The organism is Mycobacterium sp. P7213 (assembly GCF_900604305.1).
GTDB lineage: Bacteria > Actinomycetota > Actinomycetes > Mycobacteriales > Mycobacteriaceae > Mycobacterium.
Genome location: NZ_UWOA01000002.1, coordinates 39,432 through 54,924, shown reverse-complemented (window position 1 = coordinate 54,924; position 15,493 = coordinate 39,432). Strand labels below are relative to the sequence as shown.

The 15,493-nt window shown below is 65.9% G+C and carries 15 protein-coding genes and 1 tRNA gene; 10 read left to right on the top strand and 6 right to left on the bottom strand.

Features of this window, described 5'->3' with window-relative positions:
• The first annotated feature begins 43 nt into the window (after positions 1-43).
• The 3 genes from EJK91_RS01420 to EJK91_RS01410 all read left to right on the top strand — a co-directional run bounded on the left by EJK91_RS01420 (position 44) and on the right by EJK91_RS01410 (position 3,071).
• Positions 44-454: an SCP2 sterol-binding domain-containing protein gene (locus EJK91_RS01420; RefSeq protein ID WP_083080110.1), complete on the top strand. Its 411-nt coding sequence runs from the start codon at positions 44-46 to the stop codon at positions 452-454.
• Positions 455-600: 146 nt separating this feature from the next.
• The gene (locus EJK91_RS01415) at positions 601-1,707 is read left to right on the top strand and encodes an NDMA-dependent alcohol dehydrogenase (protein WP_083080112.1); all 1,107 of its coding nucleotides are present in this window, start codon (positions 601-603) and stop codon (positions 1,705-1,707) included.
• A gap of 164 nt (positions 1,708-1,871) precedes the next feature.
• Positions 1,872-3,071, top strand: a complete 1,200-nt coding sequence (locus tag EJK91_RS01410) for an acyl-CoA dehydrogenase family protein (RefSeq protein ID WP_083080113.1) — start codon at positions 1,872-1,874, stop codon at positions 3,069-3,071.
• A gap of 142 nt (positions 3,072-3,213) precedes the next feature.
• Here EJK91_RS01410 and EJK91_RS01405 read toward each other — a convergent pair whose 3' ends face one another.
• The gene (locus EJK91_RS01405) at positions 3,214-3,933 is read right to left on the bottom strand and encodes a creatininase family protein (RefSeq protein WP_083080114.1); all 720 of its coding nucleotides are present in this window, start codon (positions 3,931-3,933) and stop codon (positions 3,214-3,216) included.
• The gene (locus EJK91_RS01400; protein WP_234808192.1) at positions 3,930-5,147 is read right to left on the bottom strand and encodes a hypothetical protein; all 1,218 of its coding nucleotides are present in this window, start codon (positions 5,145-5,147) and stop codon (positions 3,930-3,932) included. The genes EJK91_RS01405 and EJK91_RS01400 overlap by 4 nt, the downstream gene beginning before the upstream one ends.
• 155 nt (positions 5,148-5,302) lie before the next feature.
• On the opposite strand from EJK91_RS01400, the gene EJK91_RS01395 reads away from it, so the two are divergent.
• The 4 genes from EJK91_RS01395 to EJK91_RS01380 all read left to right on the top strand — a co-directional run bounded on the left by EJK91_RS01395 (position 5,303) and on the right by EJK91_RS01380 (position 10,543).
• On the top strand, positions 5,303-5,641 hold the full coding sequence (locus EJK91_RS01395; RefSeq protein WP_083080115.1) for an SCO3933 family regulatory protein: 339 nt from the start codon (positions 5,303-5,305) through the stop codon (positions 5,639-5,641).
• A gap of 91 nt (positions 5,642-5,732) precedes the next feature.
• Positions 5,733-7,145 (top strand): FtsK/SpoIIIE domain-containing protein, encoded by a 1,413-nt coding sequence (locus tag EJK91_RS01390; RefSeq protein ID WP_083080117.1) that lies wholly within the window; start codon positions 5,733-5,735, stop codon positions 7,143-7,145.
• Between the two features lie 86 nt (positions 7,146-7,231).
• Entirely contained in the window at positions 7,232-8,716 is a 1,485-nt protein-coding gene (locus EJK91_RS01385; RefSeq protein WP_234808194.1) for a replication initiator, read from the top strand.
• 186 nt (positions 8,717-8,902) lie between these two features.
• A complete protein-coding gene (locus EJK91_RS01380; RefSeq protein ID WP_083080120.1) occupies positions 8,903-10,543 on the top strand; it encodes a recombinase family protein in 1,641 nt (546 codons plus the stop codon).
• Here EJK91_RS01380 and EJK91_RS01375 read toward each other — a convergent pair.
• Positions 10,525-10,610, bottom strand: a tRNA-Leu gene (locus EJK91_RS01375). The genes EJK91_RS01380 and EJK91_RS01375 overlap by 19 nt on opposite strands.
• A 108-nt stretch (positions 10,611-10,718) precedes the next feature.
• Between EJK91_RS01375 and EJK91_RS01370 the strand changes: the two genes are divergently transcribed.
• Both EJK91_RS01370 and EJK91_RS01365 read left to right on the top strand, forming a co-directional pair.
• Positions 10,719-12,065, top strand: coding sequence for a M20/M25/M40 family metallo-hydrolase (locus tag EJK91_RS01370; RefSeq protein WP_125078071.1), 1,347 nt, complete (start codon positions 10,719-10,721; stop codon positions 12,063-12,065).
• A 38-nt stretch (positions 12,066-12,103) separates the two neighbouring features.
• Positions 12,104-12,634: a YbhB/YbcL family Raf kinase inhibitor-like protein gene (locus EJK91_RS01365; RefSeq protein WP_024440466.1), complete on the top strand. Its 531-nt coding sequence runs from the start codon at positions 12,104-12,106 to the stop codon at positions 12,632-12,634.
• 6 nt (positions 12,635-12,640) lie between these two features.
• On the opposite strand, the gene EJK91_RS01360 is transcribed toward EJK91_RS01365, so the two are convergent.
• Genes EJK91_RS01360 through EJK91_RS01350 form a run of 3 tightly spaced genes read right to left on the bottom strand, consistent with a single transcriptional unit; the run spans position 12,641 to position 15,016 of the window.
• On the bottom strand, positions 12,641-13,708 hold the full coding sequence (locus EJK91_RS01360) for a quinone-dependent dihydroorotate dehydrogenase (RefSeq protein WP_125078070.1): 1,068 nt from the start codon (positions 13,706-13,708) through the stop codon (positions 12,641-12,643).
• Positions 13,709-13,712: 4 nt separating this feature from the next.
• Positions 13,713-13,979: a DUF5703 family protein gene (locus EJK91_RS01355; RefSeq protein WP_125078069.1), complete on the bottom strand. Its 267-nt coding sequence runs from the start codon at positions 13,977-13,979 to the stop codon at positions 13,713-13,715.
• Complete coding sequence (locus tag EJK91_RS01350; protein ID WP_206430377.1) at positions 13,976-15,016, bottom strand: YncE family protein; 1,041 nt, start codon at positions 15,014-15,016, stop codon at positions 13,976-13,978. The genes EJK91_RS01355 and EJK91_RS01350 overlap by 4 nt, the downstream gene beginning before the upstream one ends.
• Before the next feature lie 124 nt (positions 15,017-15,140).
• Between EJK91_RS01350 and EJK91_RS01345 the strand changes: the two genes are divergently transcribed.
• Complete coding sequence (locus tag EJK91_RS01345) at positions 15,141-15,434, top strand: hypothetical protein (RefSeq protein WP_024440462.1); 294 nt, start codon at positions 15,141-15,143, stop codon at positions 15,432-15,434.
• Positions 15,435-15,493: the final 59 nt, after the last annotated feature.

The window sequence follows — 15,493 nt, the reverse complement described above, 5'->3', positions numbered from 1 at the left end:
TTTTTGAGTGCTTGGACTGCGTCAACCAGAATGGAGATTCACGATGGCTGTCTTCGCTGATGCGGAAGAGGTTTACCGCTACCTCGCCGGAATCTTTCGACGAGGGTTGGAGAACGAAGACCTTGCGAACAGACTTGCCGGGTCCGGGGTGGTGTTGCGGATTCATTACACCGATCCAGATGCGGTAGTAACCGTGGATATGCCGAAGAGGGTGATAGAAACCGGCGCGGACAGTGGCGTTACACCGAATGTCGAATTGTTCATGTCCGCGGATACCGGAAATAGGTTCTGGTTGGGGAAGGTGAACTTGACCATGGCGATGGCCAAGGGAACGGTACGAGCGAAAGGTCCTGTCACGAAACTGATCAAGCTAATTCCGCAGGCGAAAAACCTTTTTCCAGAATATCGGGCAATCCTCGAAGCCGACAAGCGTCACGACCTGCTCGATGTGTGATGCCAGTCCGGTACGAGCCCGGGTGCGGGCGAGTGGTCGCCGCGGCCTACGGCGACATGTCGGGAGACATTCAGGACGAGTTCTTGTGACCGTGCGCAGTCGGGATTACTACTTCAGAAGCGTCATTAGATAGAAGGGACTTCAGCATGAAGACACGTGCCGCTGTTTTGTGGGGCTTGGAGCAGAAGTGGGAGGTCGAAGAAGTCGAGTTGGATCCGCCAGGTCCCGGGGAGGTCCTCGTGCGGCTGGCGGCCACCGGCTTGTGTCATTCCGACGAACATCTGGTCACCGGCGACCTCCCGATCCCATTGCCGGTAGTAGGGGGCCATGAGGGTGCTGGCACAGTCGCGGAGTGCGGCGAAGGGGTTGAGGATCTGTCCGAAGGTGATCCTGTCATCTTGACCTTCCTCCCCTCGTGTGGGCGCTGCTCCTACTGCGCGCGCGGCATGGGCAATCTTTGTGATCTGGGAGCGGCGCTGATGATGGGACCGCAGGTCGACGGCACCTATCGCTTTCACGCACGAGGCGAGGACGTCGGGCAGATGTGTTTGCTCGGAACGTTTTCCGAGTACACAGTGGTGCCGCAGGCATCCGTGGTCAAGATTGACGGCGGAATCCCTCTGGATCGGGCAGCGTTGATCGGTTGCGGCGTCACGACCGGCTACGGATCTGCGGTGCGGACTGGGGAGGTGCGCGCCGGGGACACCGTCGTGGTAGTGGGAGCAGGCGGAATCGGAATGAATGCGATTCAGGGCGCGCGAATCGCGGGGGCGCTGGCAATTGTGGCGGTCGATCCGGTGGAGTTCAAACGAGAGCAAGCGAGCGGGTTCGGCGCGACGCATACCGCCGCCTCGATGGATGAAGCTTGGTCGCTAGTCAGCGATATGACGCTGGGCAAGCTGGCCGATGTCTGCATCCTCACCACTGATGTGGCTGAGGCCTCTTATACCGCCGAAGCGCTGGCCTTGGTCGGAAAGCGCGGACGCGTCGTGGTTACGGCCATCGGGCATCCCGACGAGTCGTCGATCTCAGGGTCACTGCTGGAGATGACGCTTTACGAAAAGCAGATTCGTGGCGCCTTATATGGCTCATCTAATGCGCCACACGATATTCCGCGGCTGGTCGAGCTTTACTCGGCCGGGCGGTTGAAGCTCGACGAGTTGGTCACCCGCGAATACTCCCTCGACCAAATCAATGAGGGCTACCAGGATATGCGTTCAGGAAAAAACATCCGAGGGCTCGTCCGGTTCTGAAGAGAACCATGCTTCACTTCTCATGTTCACGTCCTTGCGCCGCTGCAGATTACACGCCGCCGGACCGCTTAGGCTGCTGCGCGTCGCGTCCTCCTTGCCCATCCTGAGGACGGCAAGCGTCAGCCACCTTGTAATCAATCCATCAAATTCTCGCGGAGGCTGAGATGACGGACGCAGGCACGACCACGGCATGCGAGGATGGGGCAGCTCGTTTCGTTGTCGCCCCGAAGGTGTGGACTACGCCGGAGCGACGAGCGCTGAGTCAAATGGCGCGGTCTTTCGTCGAACGTGAAATCGCGCCGAAGCTAGCGGAATGGGAGCGGGTGGGTGAGATCCCGCGCGACCTGCACCTCAATGCTGCCGAGGTCGGGCTTCTCGGAATCGGGTTCCCGGAAGAAGTCGGCGGCAGCGGCGGCAACGCGATTGACTCTGCACTGGTCACTGAGGCCATCCTGGCCGCAGGTGGGTCCACTGGCGTCTGCGCCGCCTTGTTCACCCATGGCATTGCCCTTCCCCACATTGCCGCCAATGGCTCCGAAGTCCTGATTGAACGATATGTCCGTCCGACGCTCGCAGGAAAGATGATCGGCTCGCTGGGCGTTACCGAGCCTGGGGCAGGCTCAGATGTCGCGAATTTGCGCACACGCGCAGTGCGCGATGGCGACACCTACGTGGTCAACGGAGCAAAGACGTTCATCACCAGCGGAGTTCGGGCGGACTTCGTTACTACGGCGGTACGCACCGGCGGACCGGGTTACGGGGGAGTTTCATTGCTCGTGATCGACAAGAATTCGTCTGGATTTGAAGTGTCCCGCCGGTTGGACAAGATGGGGTGGCGATGTAGCGACACCGCCGAGTTGTCTTTCGTCGACGTTCGCGTACCGGCTGAGAACCTGGTGGGGGCAGAGAACAGCGGGTTTTTGCAGATCATGCAGCAATTTCAGGCTGAACGGCTCGGCATCGCTGTCCAGGCGTACGCGACGGCGGATAGGGCTCTCGATCTCGCCAAGAGTTGGGCGCGGGAGCGTGAAACGTTCGGTAGACCGTTGACGGGGCGCCAGGTCATTCGCCATAAGCTTGCCGAGATGGCTCGACAGGTCGACGTGGCGTGCACCTACACCCGTGCGGTCATGCAGAGGTGGCTAGCAGGGGAGGATGTCGTTGCCGAGGTGTCGATGGCCAAGAACACCGCTGTGTATGCGTGCGACTACGTGGTCAACGAGGCGGTTCAGATCTTCGGTGGGATGGGCTACATGCGTGAGTCTGAGATCGAGAGACACTATCGAGACTGCCGGATTCTCGGAATAGGCGGCGGCACCAACGAAATCATGAACGAGATCATCGCCAAGCGTATCGGACTCTAGTTACTTGATACCAGTAAAGAAAGTTCTCACGAGCTGGGTCCACGGTGGCTGCTGGTGGGCGTCGGCGGTCTTGAGCTGGGGTGTTGCGGGGCGGCGGACGGGAGCGCCAGCGGACGGTAGCCGCCCCGCCCGGCTGCTTGGCTTATTGGCCGGTGAGGAGTCCGATCAGCGTGGCGGCGTTGCGGCCGAGGTGGTCGAGGGCTTGGCTGCCTTTGGTTTCGGTGGCTTGTGATGGGTAGCCGATGACGCCGGTGGGCGTGTAGGCGTGGATGCCGATGGTGGTCAGGTAGCGGCGGTCGGTGGCGGTGTGGTCGCTGGTCTGCCAGCCTTCGCGTAGGTAGTCGGGGTCGGTGGCGAGCAAGATGGAGGTCTCCAGTTCCCCGGCGTGCATGTCGTCGTGGCTGCTGCTATGGATGCCTGCGGCGGTTCGGGCCTCGGCCCAGTCTTCGCGGCTGGGGTAGAGCCCGACGTTGATGGGGGCCTTGGGCTGGTTGGCCTGCTGGACGACGTTGGTCAGTACAGCGTTGCCGCCGTGGCCGTTCACGATGATCAATCCGGCGGTGTTTTGTTGTGACAGTGATTCGATGATGTCAGCGACGATCGCGGCGAGGGTGGTGGCGCTGATGCTCACGGTGCCGGAGTAGGCCACGTGTTCGTGAGAGCAGCCGAATGTAACCGGCGGTAACTGAAACACTTTGTGGTGCTGACTGATTGACGATGCGATAGCACTGGCGATGAGCGTGTCGGTGCCGAGCGGAAGGTAGGGGCCGTGTTGCTCGAATGAGCCGACCGGCAGCACCGCGATAGAGCGGGCAGTTGCGGGGTCTGTGCTGGTGGTGTCGGGAATGACTCGACGGCTCATGCGATGACTCCTTGGGTGGCGTTTTTGATACGGCCGGCGAGCTGTTGCAGGATCGGGTCCTTGTTTCGTCGTCGTCGGCGGTCGCGCACGAGTGTGCCCGCCTTGGCCAGATGAAGTCTGGCCCGCTGCGAGGGTGCCGCGAGGTAGCCCGGGATCGCCGTGTCGGTGAGGGCCAGTGCTTGCTGGTATTCGCCGGTGGCGATATAGGCGTGCAGGAGCCGCATGTCGGCCACGGTCTGATCGCGGTACTGGTGTGCGGTCCAGGCGTGATGGTGTCCGGCGAGCAGGGCGACGGCCTTGTCGGGGTCATCAATGCGGAGGTAGCCGAAGGCGATCTCGCTGGCGACGTAGGCGGCGTGGGCGTAGATCGCATGATCATGAGGATGGGGTTGCAGATCGCCGAGTTCGAGGGCAGCGGCGGCACGGCGATGAAATTCTCGCTCATTCTGGTTAAACAGCTCAGCTAGGGCCTGTTGGCGGGCGATACTGGCGGCCAGGCGACCCACGTCGCGCCCGTCGATCAGTTCGGCGGCCTCAGCAGCCAAGACGGCGGCCAGGTCGGGGTCGCTGCGGGTCAGGATGTTGGACTGGCGCATCAGGATCATGGCGTTGAATGCTGGGCCGGCTGTGCGCAGGTGCAGGGCAGCGGTGTGGGTGAGTTTCTCTGCGGCGGCGTGATCACCGACATCTTGGGCGATCCATCCAGCGACCTCGGCGGTAGCCCCGGCAGCATGCCGCATCTCGGTCTTGATCTGCGAAGGTGCGTGCGCAATCAGGGATTCGATCGTGGCAAGGTCGGATTCCACCAGGGGGCGGGCGTGCTGAGGGCCGAAGGTGTGCTCGACTTCGATATGGGCTTGTTGCCGGGACTCGATGACAGCGAGTACGTCGCGGTTGACAGGAAGTCGCACCAGCAGCGGGTGCGGCAATGCGGTGGCGATGGGCACGCTGAACAACTCGTCGGGTTCGACGCCGAACACCGCGGCGAGGTCTTCACGCCACATCGGGCCGAGCATCCCGGTTCGCTCGATCTGGGCGATCTTTTGTCGTAGGGACTCCCGTTCGGGTAGGTCGGCATCGCCACGTAGCTTGCGGACGTTTTCAACCTCGATTGCCAACTCACGCAGGCTGTAGCCGTAGCGTTTCCGGGCCGCGCTGAGCCGCTGCGCATTGAGTGCGCGGATCGGGTCGGCTGCGGCCATGGTGTCGATCATGCCGCATACATCGGCGCAGGTCAGCCAGGTTTGCGCGTTTGCGGTTATCACTGTTATCACTGCCCGTCACTTCCAGAAGCATCGCCGGTAGCGCTGTCCTTGATCCGCGGATGAACACGCCCGCGTGAGAACAACAAAGGAAGGACAGCACCGAGATGAAACTGAAAATCGATACGACCGGCGTGACGTTCCTGTGCACCCGGATTCCGGAGCAGCGCACCAATTTCGACACCGGTACGCCACGCATCGATAAGGCAACTGGTCAAGCGTTGTGGCAGGTGCAGTTGATCGCCCTGGACGCCACCGGCGGCGAGGTGCTCGCCGTCACTGTGGTCGGGGAGCCGAAGCTCACGGTCGGACAGCCGGTCGCGGTGTCGGGTCTGGTCGCGCTGCCGTGGTCGCAGGACGGCCGCTCCGGCATCGCGTACCGCGCCGAAACCATCACCGCCGCCGACCCGGCCGCGGCGGCCAAGCCGGCCCAGCCGCCCCGGTAACCAAGGCCTGGCCCGGCAAGCAACCGCAGCAGCGCGCGCTTGCCGGGTCAGCGCCCCCATCATCTTCCCGCCGTAGCGAAAGCAGATCCCCATGTCCAATACCCCAAACCGTAAGAACCACAACACTAATCAAACAGACGATGACTGGATCGGCGAGCTGATCTGGGCAGGAGTCAAAGCCACCGGACAGTTGCTGTGGTGGGCGATCCTGTTCCCCGCCCTGAGCATCCCCGCCGTTGCGGCGATCTGGGTCGGTGTTGGCCACGGCGCCCGCGCCGGGTTAGGGATTGCTCTCGCGGCGGTCGCGGCATATATCGGCTGGGCTGTGCTGGAACCGGCATCATTCACTCGGTGGGTGAGCGCACCGCTGCGGCACCGCTGGCTGGCGTGGTGGCGCTATCACCGCACCTGGGAATCGGTGTGCGCTCTGCACGGTTTGACCGCCAAACACGGCGAGCGCACCCTGGTACCGGCCGTCATCTCGGCGCGCATCGGCCATCACGCTGACGCCCTGACCGTGAAGGTCGTGACCGGCCAATGCCTCACCGACTGGCAGAAACGCGGTCCGGCGTTGGCGGCGGCGTGGCGGGCCGAGCGGTTGACAATCCGGGCCACCACGCCGGGGCAGGTGCGGATCATCATCGGTCGCGGTGATGTACTCGGCCAACCGATCGCGTTGTCCATGCCGCGCCTTGCGATCCCCGTTGATCTGGGCGCGGTGCGGGTCGGCATCACCGAAGCCCGCGCCTGGTGGCGCCTACCCGTGTTGGGTCAGCACCTCCTAGTTGCCGGTGCCACCGGGGCTGGGAAGGGCTCGGTGTTGTGGTCGCTGATTGCCGGACTAGCGCCCGAGGTCAAGTCCGGCCGGGTCAGGTTGTGCGTGATCGACCCGAAAGGCGGCATGGAACTCGGCGCTGGCGCAGCGCTGTTCACCCGGTTCTGTCACCACACCGGTGAACCCGTGGTGGTGCTGCTGCACGAGCTGGTGGAGCTGATGCAGGCACGCGCCAACCGGCTGCGTGGACACACTCGCCTGCACAACCCCACGCCCAGCGAGCCGCTGATCGTGTTGATCGTTGACGAGATCGCCGCACTGACCGCCTATGTCACCGACCGCAAACTGCGCACCGAGATCGAGCAGCTGCTGGGGCTGTTGTTGTCGCAGGGTCGTGCGGTCGGGATTTCGGTGGTGGCGGCGGTGCAGGACCCGGCCAAAGACACCCTGCCGGTGCGGCAGTTGTTCACGGTGCGGATCGGGTTGCGCATGACTGAGGCCACCCAGACCACGATGGTGCTCGGCCAGGGGGCTCGTGATGCTGGTGCCGAATGCGATCTGATTGCTGATGCCACCCCCGGGGTCGGGTACGTGATGATCGACGGCACCGCTGAGCCGGTGCGGGTGCGCGCCTTTCACGTCACTGACCGCGACATCGCCGGCTTGGCCCGCACCTTTCGGGCGCCGCGCACGGGCGGTGAGCATTCGCAGGGCCGGGAACCACAGTGAGTGCTCCAGCCGACGGTGTGGGCGGATCGGTGGTCTCGCTGCCGGGCCTGCCCACCACCACCGACTCCGCACGGGTGATCACCCAGATGGTTCGGCGCGCATCCTCTGCGGGTTTCGAGATGTGGTGGCGGCGTGTCGAATCGGTGGGATGCTGTGCTCACCCGATTCAGCTGGTCGGCGCTGGCTCTATTGGGCGCCGGCAGGTGGTGTGGACACGGTGCAACAACCGCCGAGCCAGCGTCTGCCCGTCATGCTCGGACCTGTACGCCCGTGACACCTGGCAGCTGGTGCACGCCGGTGCCGCCGGCGGCCACCACAACATGCCCGCCGAGGTCGCCGCTCGCCCACAGGTGTTCGCCACCTTGACCGCGCCGAGCTACGGCACGGTGCACCACGCCACCGGCGCGCGTTGCCGCCCCACATCGACGAGTCCAGGAAGCCGCTGTATTCATGGGAATCCAGTGCGGTGCAACCTAACCCATTCCGTCGGTGATCCAATAGTGGGCCAGCCGTTATGCGGCCAGTGCTACGACTACGTCGGGCATGTTCTCTTTACCTGGCATCTGCCCGAGCTGTGGCGCCGTTTCACCATCGCATTGCGGCGCGCCGTAGCAGCACAGTTGAGAGCACGTGGGATGGACCGGGGCTCGGTACGCGTGAGTTTCGTCAAGGTCGTCGAACTGCAAGCCCGTGCCATCCCGCACATCCATGCCCTGATCCGCCTCGACCCACCGTCAGCACCCACCACCCAGAGTGACCAGAACCATTACGGCCCCGCCGCCACCTGTGGCGGTGGGGAGCCCCGTTCGGGTGCCGGACCCCGCGGCTGGGTATCGCCGATCACCGCGGGCGAGCTGGCCACGCTGATTCAGAGTGCTGCGCGCCAGATCCGTGTTGACGTTCTCGCCCTCGATGGCGACGTACGCGAGCTGCGGTTCGGCACCCAGATCGACGCCCAACCGCTCAGCGGCGAAGCAATGGCCGAACCGGTCGGCGCAGCGCCGACAGCTCGCTTGTCGCCGCGCCGGGTGGCGGCATACCTGGCCAAATACGTCACCAAATCCCTGCAGGACTTCGGTATCACCGCCCGGCGACTCTCGACGGAAGCGATCGCCACCCTCGACGTCAGCGAACACGTCCGGTCGATCTTGACCACCATCGCCGAACTCGCCGAACGTGTTGAGCCGATGGCCGGAATTGGGCGATGGCTGCACACGCTGGGCTATCGCGGACACATCACCACCAAATCGCGGCACTACTCGACCACCATGGGCGCCCTGCGCGCCGCACGTGCGACCTGGACGAGCAAGAAAAACGCCAAACCGATTGAACACCAGGTTCATACGTGGCCAATCGGGCGTGACGTCCCTACAACGGAGGCGCAGGCCAGCCTGGATGCTGACGAGGTGCTCTGGAAGTTCAACCACGCCGGACACACCAGTGCGGGGGAGCGCACCCTCGTCTACTCCGCGGCCCTCCAACGCATCCACACCCGGCGCATTGGATTGGTGGAAGCCCGTCGTCAAGTCCGCGACCAGCATGGAGATCCGCCAGGGGGACACGATGGCTGACGGTTCCCAAACAGCACATCCTCACTCCGAGTACAACGGTCGCAGCGATGCGCCGACGATGTCAGAGGGAGGTGTTGAAATTGTCGTACCAGAGAGCTATTGCCTTCCGCATGAGGCCAACCGCGCGCTGGTGCGCGTCATAATGGCCGTGCGGGACCGGATGCTCGGATCAGACAGGGGAGTCGCGTGAGCCTGAGGTTCGCCTTCTACGGCCGAGTGAGCACGGAAGACGCTCAAGATCCGGAGGCGAGCCGTAGCTGGCAGAAGCGGCGCGCCACGGACCTAATCGGTCCGCACGGCGGAGTCCTTGTCACTGATTACTTCGATGTGGGGCAGAGCCGCTCGCTGCCGTGGAAGCGCAGGCCAGAGGCATCACGGCTGCTTGCCGATGTCGCCGGTCGTGACCGTGGCTTCGATGCCGTCGTGATCGGGGAACCCGCTCGGGCGTTCTACGGTCCGCAGTTCGCGCTGACTTTCCCGGTGCTCACGCACTACGGAGTCGGCCTGTGGGTGCCCGAGGTCGGTGGCGCGGTCGATCCCGGTTCTGAGGCGCACGACCTGGTGATGACTCTGTTCGGTGGCATGAGCAAGGGTGAGCGCGCTCGAATCCAGATGCGCGTGCGCACCGCGATGTCGACACTGGCGCAGGACACGACCAGATATCTCGGTGGTCGACCGCCGTACGGTTACCGGCTCGTTGATGCCGGCCCGCACCCGAACCCTGCCAAGGCAAGTCTTGGGCAGCGGCTGCACCGTCTTGAACCGGACCCCGCGACGGCGCCGGTCGTCGAGCGGATCTACCGCATGTACGCCGACGGCGCGGGCCTGCGCTACATTGCGCAGCGGCTCACCGACGACGGTGTGCCGTCTCCGAGCCAATACGACCCGGCACGCAATCGCCACCGTGACCCGCGAGGCTGGTCTCATTCGGCGATCCGCGCCATCCTCGACAACCCGACCTATCTCGGTGTGCGCGTGTGGGGCAAGCAGGAGAAATACGAAGTCCTGGTCAATCCTGACGATGTCGCTGCGGGGTATGAGACACGGATGCGGTGGCGCGATCAGGCTGCCTGGGTCGTGCCGGACCGCCGCACTCATGAAGCGCTGATCACCGACGAACTGGCGCAGGCCGTTCGTCTTCGCACCCAGACCCGGCGTGGTCCCGGCCTGGTGTGCAGCAGGGAATCGACGGTGCCGTATGCGCTTCGCGGAATCCTGTTCTGCGCTGTGTGTGGACGGCGGATGCAGGGCGCCGCTCGCGGCGGGAAGCAAGCAACACGCATCCTGTACCGATGTGAACTGGGTAAGTCGCGTTCTGTACCTGTAGACCTGACTGATCACCCGCGCACGGTCTACCTGCGTGAGGACGCGGTGACACCCCGACTCGACCAATGGATCGCCAGCCTGGCCGATCCAGAAGACCTGGCCCGCGGACAGGAAGTCGACCCGGGAGCCGGCAACGCCGCCTTGCTGCGCCAACTCAGCGAAGCGAACAGCAAGGTTGCCGCTTTGATTGCCGCCGTGGAGTCCGGCGTGGCTGTCGAAGATCTCACCGAAGCGTTGCGCCGCCGTAGCGCCGAGCGCGACGAACTGAAGGCGCGCCTGGAACGAGTCGAGCAACCTCGCGCCATGTCTGCTGCACAGATCACCGAATTGGTGCAGGAGTTGGGTGGGCTGGCAGCGGTGCTCGGTGAAGCAACCGGGCCGGAGCGTGCTCAGGTGTACGCAAGCCTGGGCCTACGTCTTGATTACGATCCCCACCTGCGACAAGTCAAGGCGACGGCCGACTTAAGTCGTGTCGCCGGATGTGTCCGAGGGGGGACTTGAACCCCCACGCCCGTTAATAGGGCACTAGCACCTCAAGCTAGCGCGTCTGCCATTCCGCCACTCGGACCAACCCGGCGCGGCCGGGCAGCTAAGGCTAACGGATGCCCTCCGCTGGACCCAAACCCAGCCCTCGCAACGCGATCCGCAGGAACGTGAAGTGGTAGTAAAGGTAGCTGTGACCGATTTCCCCGATCCCGCCGGCGCCGCAGTGGGCGAGGTGGTCGAGCTCGTCAGCACGCTCATCCGTTTCGACACCTCCAACACCGGAGAGCCGGCCACCACCAAGGGCGAGGCCGACTGCGCACGCTGGGTGGCCGGCCAGCTCGAGGAATTGGGGTATGAGACCGAATACCTCGAATCCGGTGCGCCCGGACGCGGCAACGTCTTCGCTCGGCTCAAAGGCAGCGACCCAAGCCGTGGGGCGCTGCTGATCCACGGGCATCTCGATGTGGTGCCCGCCGAGGCCAGCGACTGGAGCGTGCACCCGTTCTCCGGCGCGATCGAGGACGGGTATGTCTGGGGCCGCGGCGCGGTCGACATGAAGGACATGTGCGGGATGATGATCGCGGTGGCCCGGCACCTGGCCCGGGCCGGCATCACCCCGCCGCGTGACTTGGTGTTCGCATTCCTGGCCGACGAGGAGGCCGGCGGCAAGTACGGGGCGCACTGGATCGTCGAGAACCGCCCCGATCTGTTCGCCGGGGTCACCGAGGCGATCGGGGAGGTCGGCGGTTTTTCGCTCACGGTGCCGCGGCGCGACGGCGGGGAGAGTCGGCTGTATTTGATCGAGACCGCGGAGAAGGGGCTGTCCTGGATGCGGCTGCGGGCCCACGGCCGGGCCGGGCACGGGTCGATGATCAACGACGACAACGCCGTCACCACCCTGACCGAGGCGGTGGCCCGGCTGGGCCGGCACCGGTTCCCGCTGGTGCTCTCCGATGCCGTGGTGGAGTTTTTGGCCGCGGTCGGCGAGGAGACCGGGCACGCCATCGACGTCGACTCCCCGGACCTGGAAGGAATGATCGAGAAGCTGGGACCGATCTCGCGCATCGTCAACGCCACCCTGCGCGACACCGCGACCCCGACCATGCTGCAGGCCGGCTACAAGGCCAACGTCATCCCGGCGACGGCCGAGGCGGTAGTGGACTGCCGGGTGCTGCCCGGGCGCCAGGCGGCGTTCGAGGCCGAGGTCGACGCACTGATCGGCCCCGACGTGACCCGGGAATGGGTGGCCTACCAGCCGCCGGTGGAGACGACCTTCGACGGCGACCTGGTCGAGGCGATGAACGCCGCGCTGCTGGCGTGTGACCCCGACGCCCGGACCGTGCCCTACATGCTGTCCGGCGGAACGGATGCAAAAGCGTTCGCCAAGTTGGGTATTCGATGCTTCGGCTTCGCTCCGCTGCGACTGCCGCCCGACCTCGACTTCTCCGCACTGTTCCACGGAGTCGACGAACGCGTTCCGGTTGACGCACTGGAGTTCGGCACCCGCGTACTGCACCACTTCCTGACACACTGCTGACCAAACGACGAAGTTGATCCACTACGAGAGGACCAGTCATGACCACCACCCCCGACCCGTACGCCGCGCTGCCCAAGCTGCCGACCTTCACGCTCACCTCCACGTCGCTGACCGACGGCCAGTCGCTGGGCAAAGCCCAGGTCAGCGGAATCATGGGGGCCGGTGGTGAAGACGCCAGCCCGCAGCTGAGCTGGTCGGGCTTTCCCGAGGAGACCCGGAGCTTCGCGGTCACCTGCTACGACCCGGACGCACCCACCGCGTCGGGATTCTGGCACTGGGCGGTGGCCAACCTGCCGGCCACCTGCACCGAGCTGCCCGAAGGCGCCGGTGACGGCAGCCTGCTGCCCGGCGATGCGCTGACCCTGGTCAACGACGCCGGGATGCGCCGCTACGTGGGCGCCGCGCCGCCGGCCGGTCACGGGACGCACCGCTACTACGTTGCGGTGCACGCCGTCGACGTCGAGAAGCTGGAGCTGGCCGAGGACGCCAGCCCGGCCTACCTGGGCTTCAACCTGTTCATGCACGCGATCGCCCGCGCGGTGATCGTCGGCACCTACGAACAGAAGTAGCGCGCGCTAGCGGGCGGCGGACCCGACCGCCTCGGCCAGCGAGGCGAATCCGCCGTCGCGCAGCCGCTGGGCCAGACCGTCGTGGATGTTGCGGGCCCACAGGCCGCCGCCGTAGATGAAGCCGGTGTAGCCCTGCAGCAGCGAGGCGCCGGCGGTGATGCGCTCCCAGGCGTCGTCGGCGGTCTCGATGCCGCCCACACTGATCAGGACCAGCCGGTCGCCCACCCGGGCGTACAGCCGCCGCAGCACCTCCAGCGCCCGCCGCGCCACCGGCGGGCCGGAGATGCCGCCGGGCCCCAATTCGGCCACCCCCGGGGTCGCCAGGCCGTCGCGCGACACCGTGGTGTTGGTCGCCACGATGCCGGCCAGACCCAACTCCACACACAGGTCGGCGATGGCATCCAGATCGGTGTCGGCCAGATCCGGGGCGATCTTCACCAGCACCGGCTTGGTGGTTTCGACACGCACCGCGGCCAGGATGGGCCGCAGCGACTCGACGGCCTGCAGGTCGCGCAGCCCCGGCGTGTTCGGCGAGCTGACGTTAACCACCAGATAGTCGGCCAGCGGGGCCAACAGCCGGGCGCTGGTGCGGTAGTCCTGCACCGCGCCCTCGGGCGGGGTGACCTTGGTCTTGCCGATGTTCACTCCGATCGGCACGTCGGACCGGTGTCGCGCCAACTGGATTGCCAGCGCGGCGGCCCCGTGATTGTTGAAGCCCATCCGGTTGAGCAGCGCGCGGTCGTCGGGCAACCGGAAAAGGCGCGGCGCGGGATTGCCCGGTTGTGCCGCCGCCGTTACGGTGCCCACCTCGGCGTAGCCGAAACCCAGTGCCCCCCAAGCGTTCAGCCCGTGGCCGTCCTTGTCGAACCCGGCGGCCAGCCCGAGCGGCCCGGGAAAGTGCACCCCGAACACGGTGCTGGCCAGCAGCGGATCGTGCGGCGCGAGGCGGCGCTGCAGGGCCCGGCGCGCCGGCGGCGTCGCGGCGGCGCCGCGCAGCCCCGCGAACACGAGAGTGTGGATACGCTCGGCCGGCACCAGGAAGAACGCCCGGCGCACTGCGCCGTAGAGACCCATCGGGCTACAGTCCCGGCTGGTCGACGCAGCGGCGGCCGCTGATCGTCGTCGCCGAAGACTTCTTGCGGCGCAGCAGCACCCGCCTGCTCCCGTCGGTGTACAACCGCACTCGGGTCAGCTCCCAACCTCGGTATTCGGCTTCGATGGACAACCGGGTGGACGCCCCGATCCGGGTGACCTCCGGCGGCAGTCGCAGCGGAATCCATTCGTAGTCATCGGACAGGTCGGTGTCCCAGCCGACCGGCATCCGGCGGGGGCGCAACGCGGTCATTGTGGCCTCGTGGCGTGCTCGATCACCTGGACCCCGGCGCCGGAGCCCGACACCACGTACAGGGTGTCCGACTTCTCGTCCAAGGCCAGGGTGTTGGGTTGCTGCACGGTCGGATAGCGAACCTTCTCCACGGGGATTCCGGTGGTCAAATCGTAGCCGACCACGGTGTTCGTCCCGGTTTGCGACACCCAGGCAAACCCGCCCGACCCGGCCAGCCCGTAGGGGGCGTCCGGCACCGGATAGTCCTGGTGCAGCATCAGCGGATCCACGCCGTACACCAGCAGCCGGCCGCTGCGCGGATCGGCTGCCAGCACCGGCCCGTGCGCCGCGGCGGCCAGCGTGGTCGCGCCCTGGCCCGCCCGCAGCGCGTACTGCGGCTTGCCGTCGGTGCCGATGGTGGTCACCGACGTCTGGCCGCGGTCCAGCACCACCGCGATATCGCCCTGGGTCACGATCTGGTCGACCCGGGCGAAGATCTTGGCCCGCTCGGCGACCCGCGTGCCGTCCTCGGCCAGCGTGTACACCGCGCCGTCGGCGCTGCCCAACACCACGATTCCGTCGGCGCGCCGGCCGATCGCGGTGAACTCGACACCGGCGGCGCCGTCGACGTCGACGCGGGTGATGCCGCGGGTGGCCAGGTCGACGCTGTAGTAGCCACCGTTCCCGGACAGGTAGGCCGCGCCGTTGCCGTCGCCGGCCAGTGCGCTCGCCGAACCCGGCAGCGCCACCGCGGTGGGCGGGCGGCTCGAGTCGCCCACCAGGCCGAGCGTGGCGGCGGCCTGCGGGTCCGGGCCGGGGGACAGCACCGCCAGCAGTTTGGTCGCCGCGTCGAACACCGCGCCGGTGGCGTGGCCGGCCAGCGGCCGCACGGTGCCGGCCGGGCGCACCGCGGCGACCGGGGAAACCGCGGGCTCGGCCGGCGCGATCGTGGGCGGCGGCGCGGTGATGGGATTGGATGAGCACGCTGTGAGCAGCAGCAGCGGCAGCAACAGGCCTTGCAGGGACCGGCGTGGCCGGCGGGTGGAGCACTTGGGCACAGGACAGCTCTTCCAGCTCGTCTTGATGGCGGGTTGGTGCAGAGACCGATTCTAAGGAAGGCGGCGAGGTGAAGCTGGCATGTCCGGCCGAACAATAAGTTCGCTTAGGTGTAACCTCTCGGCCATGACTGTGGTCGATGACTGGCAGCTGGCATGTTCGGAGTTCCGCATCGAGGAGATCTGGACCGGGGCCTTCGCCAGTGGTTTCGGCGAGGTCGGTGACGGCCGCAGTTTCTCCTTCCACACCGAGCAGCAGAAGCTCGTGGTGGACATCTACCGGCCCCGGCTGGCCGGGCCGGTCCCGCACGACGAGGACGTGGTGGCCACCGCGAGCCGGCACCTGTTCGAGATCGATGTCACCGACGAGCGCAGCCTGGCCGCCGCGGTGCGTGACGTGGTATCCGGTCTGACCCGCTGACACCAGCCCGGTACGGTCGTCGTCGTGACTGAGGTCGTATCGGTGGTCGAGACGGCTGT

Bases quoted from the DNA above. Each gene is read 5' to 3' on its own strand.
- EJK91_RS01420 (WP_083080110.1), top strand. From the start codon at position 44: ATGGCTGTCTTCGCTGATGCGGAAGAGGTTTACCGCTACCTCGCCGGA.
- EJK91_RS01415 (WP_083080112.1), top strand. From the start codon at position 601: ATGAAGACACGTGCCGCTGTTTTGTGGGGCTTGGAGCAGAAGTGGGAG.
- EJK91_RS01410 (WP_083080113.1), top strand. From the start codon at position 1,872: ATGACGGACGCAGGCACGACCACGGCATGCGAGGATGGGGCAGCTCGT.
- EJK91_RS01405 (WP_083080114.1), bottom strand. From the start codon at position 3,933: ATGAGCCGTCGAGTCATTCCCGACACCACCAGCACAGACCCCGCAACT.
- EJK91_RS01400 (WP_234808192.1), bottom strand. From the start codon at position 5,147: ATGATCGACACCATGGCCGCAGCCGACCCGATCCGCGCACTCAATGCG.
- EJK91_RS01395 (WP_083080115.1), top strand. From the start codon at position 5,303: ATGAAACTGAAAATCGATACGACCGGCGTGACGTTCCTGTGCACCCGG.
- EJK91_RS01390 (WP_083080117.1), top strand. From the start codon at position 5,733: ATGTCCAATACCCCAAACCGTAAGAACCACAACACTAATCAAACAGAC.
- EJK91_RS01385 (WP_234808194.1), top strand. From the start codon at position 7,232: ATGGTTCGGCGCGCATCCTCTGCGGGTTTCGAGATGTGGTGGCGGCGT.
- EJK91_RS01365 (WP_024440466.1), top strand. From the start codon at position 12,104: ATGACCACCACCCCCGACCCGTACGCCGCGCTGCCCAAGCTGCCGACC.
- EJK91_RS01360 (WP_125078070.1), bottom strand. From the start codon at position 13,708: ATGGGTCTCTACGGCGCAGTGCGCCGGGCGTTCTTCCTGGTGCCGGCC.
- EJK91_RS01355 (WP_125078069.1), bottom strand. From the start codon at position 13,979: ATGACCGCGTTGCGCCCCCGCCGGATGCCGGTCGGCTGGGACACCGAC.
- EJK91_RS01345 (WP_024440462.1), top strand. From the start codon at position 15,141: ATGACTGTGGTCGATGACTGGCAGCTGGCATGTTCGGAGTTCCGCATC.